The organism is uncultured Veillonella sp., from assembly GCF_963524655.1.
GTDB lineage: Bacteria > Bacillota > Negativicutes > Veillonellales > Veillonellaceae > Veillonella.
Genome location: NZ_CAURHA010000064.1, coordinates 1 through 4,200, shown reverse-complemented (window position 1 = coordinate 4,200; position 4,200 = coordinate 1). Strand labels below are relative to the sequence as shown.

Annotated in this window: 5 protein-coding genes; all 5 read right to left on the bottom strand. The window is 38.4% G+C overall.

Translation table 11 applies throughout. The features are described 5' to 3' along the window. Positions 1-266 precede the first annotated feature (266 nt). Complete coding sequence (locus RYM16_RS08815; protein ID WP_314983377.1) at positions 267-1,193, bottom strand: DUF3829 domain-containing protein; 927 nt, start codon at positions 1,191-1,193, stop codon at positions 267-269. Positions 1,194-1,365: 172 nt separating this feature from the next. After that, entirely contained in the window at positions 1,366-1,869 is a 504-nt protein-coding gene (locus tag RYM16_RS08810; RefSeq protein WP_314983376.1) for a DUF805 domain-containing protein, read from the bottom strand. Between the two features lie 191 nt (positions 1,870-2,060). Beyond that, positions 2,061-2,696 (bottom strand): DUF805 domain-containing protein, encoded by a 636-nt coding sequence (locus RYM16_RS08805; protein WP_314983375.1) that lies wholly within the window; start codon positions 2,694-2,696, stop codon positions 2,061-2,063. Positions 2,697-2,914: 218 nt separating this feature from the next. After that, entirely contained in the window at positions 2,915-3,484 is a 570-nt protein-coding gene (locus RYM16_RS08800) for a DUF805 domain-containing protein (protein WP_314983374.1), read from the bottom strand. A gap of 3 nt (positions 3,485-3,487) precedes the next feature. After that, positions 3,488-4,200 (bottom strand): DUF805 domain-containing protein (locus tag RYM16_RS08795; protein ID WP_314983373.1); only part of this gene is annotated, 713 nt, incomplete at its 5' end.

Below are 4,200 nucleotides of genomic sequence, written 5' to 3'. Positions count from 1 at the left end.
AAATCGCCCGTCCCCGAAGGGACGGACGTAATATCCGTGGTACCACCCTACTGACTCTATAGAAGAGCCACTTAAACATATAACGGTGTTCACCGGCGGCGTTGCCGCTTGCTCCAAAGTGATCCGCAAATCTCTAGATTTCCAAACCTTTCAGCCCATGAGTTTGGTCTCTACTAAATCCGTCTGAGACGTGCCGTCTTTTTCAACGCAATATTCATATAATAGATAATTATAGGGCTCAACTGGGGAAATTGTCAATAAGTAAACTATACACCTTCAGGTATATAGGTATCTTGCACTTTATCCAGCAGTTTAAAATTCATCGGAGTCCGAGCCAGCTCATTATATTGTGAAATTATCTCATGATATGCCTCTGCACTCTGATTAGCTACAAATGTATCAATAGCCGCATCAAGATTCTTAGCTTGATCAATCCGATTTTGTACCTCTACAGATGTGAACTTAGGTACAATTGCATTTGCTGCTTCCTTTTGGACTTTCACCCATTGCACATCACTATTAGGCCCTTGGTCAATTATATGGCTAACGATATCACTATAGTACCCCATCATCTCAACCATATGAGCGCCATTCACTTGACCATTCGAACGCATCAACTCAATATCTTTATTACGTTCTTTTTTATGAGCAGCCGTAACTGCCTCATTTAACGCTTCATATTTTGGTTCAAATACATCTAATAACGCTGAAAGCTTAGCCAGTGTAGCTTGACTAAATGCATAATTATCTTTTTCATACTGCTTTGCTTTATAGTATGAATCTAAAGCCTTTACATCATTTACAATATCATGCAAGATAGGCAATAGAGCATCTGTTGTGCTTTCAAGATCCTCGTAAGAACGGCCTGCTTCCTTAGCAGCTACTAATTCCTGTTCAAGACGCTCATAATCCTGTACCTTAAAACCTGTTAGTGGTTCATTTGCACCTGCCTGTTGCCAGATTAGATCATATTGGTTCCCGTGTTTAACCTCATTGTAGTTAAACTCATTTGTAGCAGCCAAATAGAATCGAAACACCCTCTTTGTTTCATCTTTTTTAATGTCTTTCGCTGATGAATCTTGACTATATTGCTTTATATTATCTAAATTCCACTGACAACCACTAACACAACCTAATGACACCAATACGCAAGCGACCGTCCCTAAGCGACGCCACCAATTTATACCACTCATACACGCTCTCCTATATACATTTAATATTTAGTAAAACTATTGTATTAAAATAGTAGTGTCAAAACAATATGCGACAATAAATAGACATCTAAATTAACTAAAAAGAAAAAGCCTACATACGTAGGCTTTCTTTGTAGATATATTTATGCTTATGCAACGATGCCCATAAGGATTACTTCGAAGATAACGATACCGATGCATGCGAACATGAATTTGCGATCCATATCTTCAGATGGAGTTTCTTTAAGGCCAGTGCGAGAGCTTCTTCAGCTGTGATTGTTTCATAGCTTACTGGGGAACCATATTGGTTATCGCCTTCATCACCCTTTTGAGCGAGCAAGTAGATAACATAGATAATACCAAATGGAATTAAGCTAATTAAAAGCATCCAACCACTTTTACCAACGTCATGTAAACGACGAACGCCAAGGCCAATGGAAGGCAACAAAATTGCAACGTTGTACGCCATGGAAATAAGACCAACAACGCTTGCTAATGCAGTGTCCATAAAAAGTGCGCTCAATACATTAATGATACCAGCAATAACAATTGTGATACCATAGAAACGCCAGTATTCACTGCGGCTTGCACGGCCTTTAAAATTAGCAAAATTGCCCATAACCGTATGTTTGAAGTTATCTACATACGAAAGGTTTTTGATAGATAAATCTGTCATTGTATTCTCTCCTATAAAATAACAAATAAAATAAAAATAAAAGCAAATATCATTATATCATTTTTATCTATCATTTTGAATTTCAATTTCTATATATTTTGGGAATAACATATGCATTATATTAACCATTTATATAATTATATTCTATAAAAAACTCTCCCTATAGTGAAGCTATAAGGAGAGTTATCATTTTACATCACACTTGTTGTAAGTAATTGATCTACCAAAAACCACAGTACAAAGATTGCACAGAGTAGTCCCGCTGTGAGTCCCATAGTTGGTGTTGCATCGATAAGACCGATTTCATGAGCCATTTGTTTTGTTAAGATTACTTGTCCTGTAGGAGAACCAAAGCGGTTTGAGTGGCTTTCACCAGGAAGAGCCATTAGAACCAATAGGATAATTGTCCCGATTACAGGCACAAAGCCAATAAATACGAGGCCACCAGAACGACCTTGGTCGTGCAAGCGACGCACCGCAACGGCCACGCCAGGGATGACCATCACTACGGATAAGAGAACAAGAATGACTAAGCCGAAGCCTACACCTACTGCACTAGAGAGGGGGCTAATATAACTTAAAAAGGCACAGGTGAACAAAATTGCTACGAATAGCAATTGATACATTAAAAAGAAATTCCAATATTCACTACGACTCGCGCGGCCTTCAAAGTCAGCATATTTATATACTAAACATTGTTTGAAGTTTTCAATCAATCCTAGATTATATTTATCTAAGGAAATTGGGGCTTTGCGGACATGCCCACAGTCTGGGCAAAAACGATCATTTCTCAGTACTTCATGTCCACAATATGGACAAGATTTCATAATAAACTCCTTCCATCGACAGACAGGAAACAGTAAAGCTCAAAAGGTCCTGTTGCACATAACACATATAGTAACTAAGATATTATTTCTTACTTAATATCTATAATTTTGAATTCATCTTATATTCATTCTACTACAAAGTGTTATATTGTCTATAAAAGAGTTGTTAAACTTTTATAAAATAAAATAATGAGTATGTTAATAAATACAGGTAATCATTACATGTATCCATTCCCGTTAAAACCAAACCATAATAGCTCACCTACAATATCCGCAATTTGAATAGATTGGATAAGGAAGATGGTAATCCCCATAATCCAGTCTTGACGGCGAGACGGCGTTTCTTCAAGACCTGTTTCCTTACTTATATCAGATGTAACAGGGATATAGCCCGTTCTTTCGCCATAAGCATTTTCCCCTTGATCGCCACGGCGCAATTCATAGGTTAAGAATATAAAGAAGCCTACAACAGGAATAAATGAAATCAGCTGCGTCCAACCACTACGACCAATATCATGCATACGTCGCGCCGTAGCCGCAATATTTGGAATTAATAAAAACATGGACACGGCGAAACCAATTTTATCGACTATGCTTTCAAAATTAAGAAGGCCCAAGGCATTACAAAGCATAGCAAAAATCCCTAAGGCGCCTTGAATCATTGTGATACCTGCGGCAAAGCGCCAATATTCACTGCGGCTAGCACGACCGTTAAAGTTAGCATAGTTTTTGATACCTAGCTTGAAGGCATCGGTATAGTTCAAATCATATGTATTGATAGTTGCCATAACCTAGTCCTCCTCCACGTCTTCAATGCTAATAATACCCCAGCCCTTACCTGCGTCGTACAAACGAACCAGAACAGGGTCGTGTCCATTTTCAAAGGTCACTATAAAACCAGTATAGTTGAAAGTATAATCATCTTCTTTATCTTGAGACACGTAGTCGAGCCGAATCGTTTCTACTTTAGGATGTTGCGCCTTCGCTACCGCTTGTTGCCATAGCTCAAACGTACCGTATCGCTCCATTTCTCGTACACTTAACTGGCGATATGCACCATGATAATCCTCTTTACCAAGGTTTTCGTAGTATGTACGCACTATAGAGCGAGCCTCTGTCGTAGCCGTTTCACTTTCTAATAAACGATTAGCCTTTTTCGTTAACGCACTAGGTTCTAAATTACTGTATGCAAATTCTTCTACCATAAAATTATGATTTATCATTGCACTGCCAGCGCTATTAACGAGCCAGCCTAGCACTAATAACCCCAGAATAAACACGCCAGATACAGATTGCTTTTGTAACGTGTTTACATCATTGTTATATACGTTTGCTTCGTTGTTATATGCGTTTACATCGACGTTAGATATATCCGGTTGAGCTTGAATAGGCGATGTGCGTTTGCACAATAAATACAATAAAGCAATCCATCCTAAAATAGGGACCAATAGTAAAATAATCAACATCGGATCATTATTAGAGTCTCGCAATCGTCTCGCCATGA

What these genes read in the sequence shown, in the direction of transcription:
- RYM16_RS08805 (WP_314983375.1), bottom strand. Translation starts at nt 2,696, where the DNA reads ATGAAATCTTGTCCATATTGTGGACATGAAGTACTGAGAAATGATCGT.
- RYM16_RS08815 (WP_314983377.1), bottom strand. Translation starts at nt 1,193, where the DNA reads ATGAGTGGTATAAATTGGTGGCGTCGCTTAGGGACGGTCGCTTGCGTA.
- RYM16_RS08810 (WP_314983376.1), bottom strand. Translation starts at nt 1,869, where the DNA reads ATGACAGATTTATCTATCAAAAACCTTTCGTATGTAGATAACTTCAAA.
- RYM16_RS08800 (WP_314983374.1), bottom strand. Translation starts at nt 3,484, where the DNA reads ATGGCAACTATCAATACATATGATTTGAACTATACCGATGCCTTCAAG.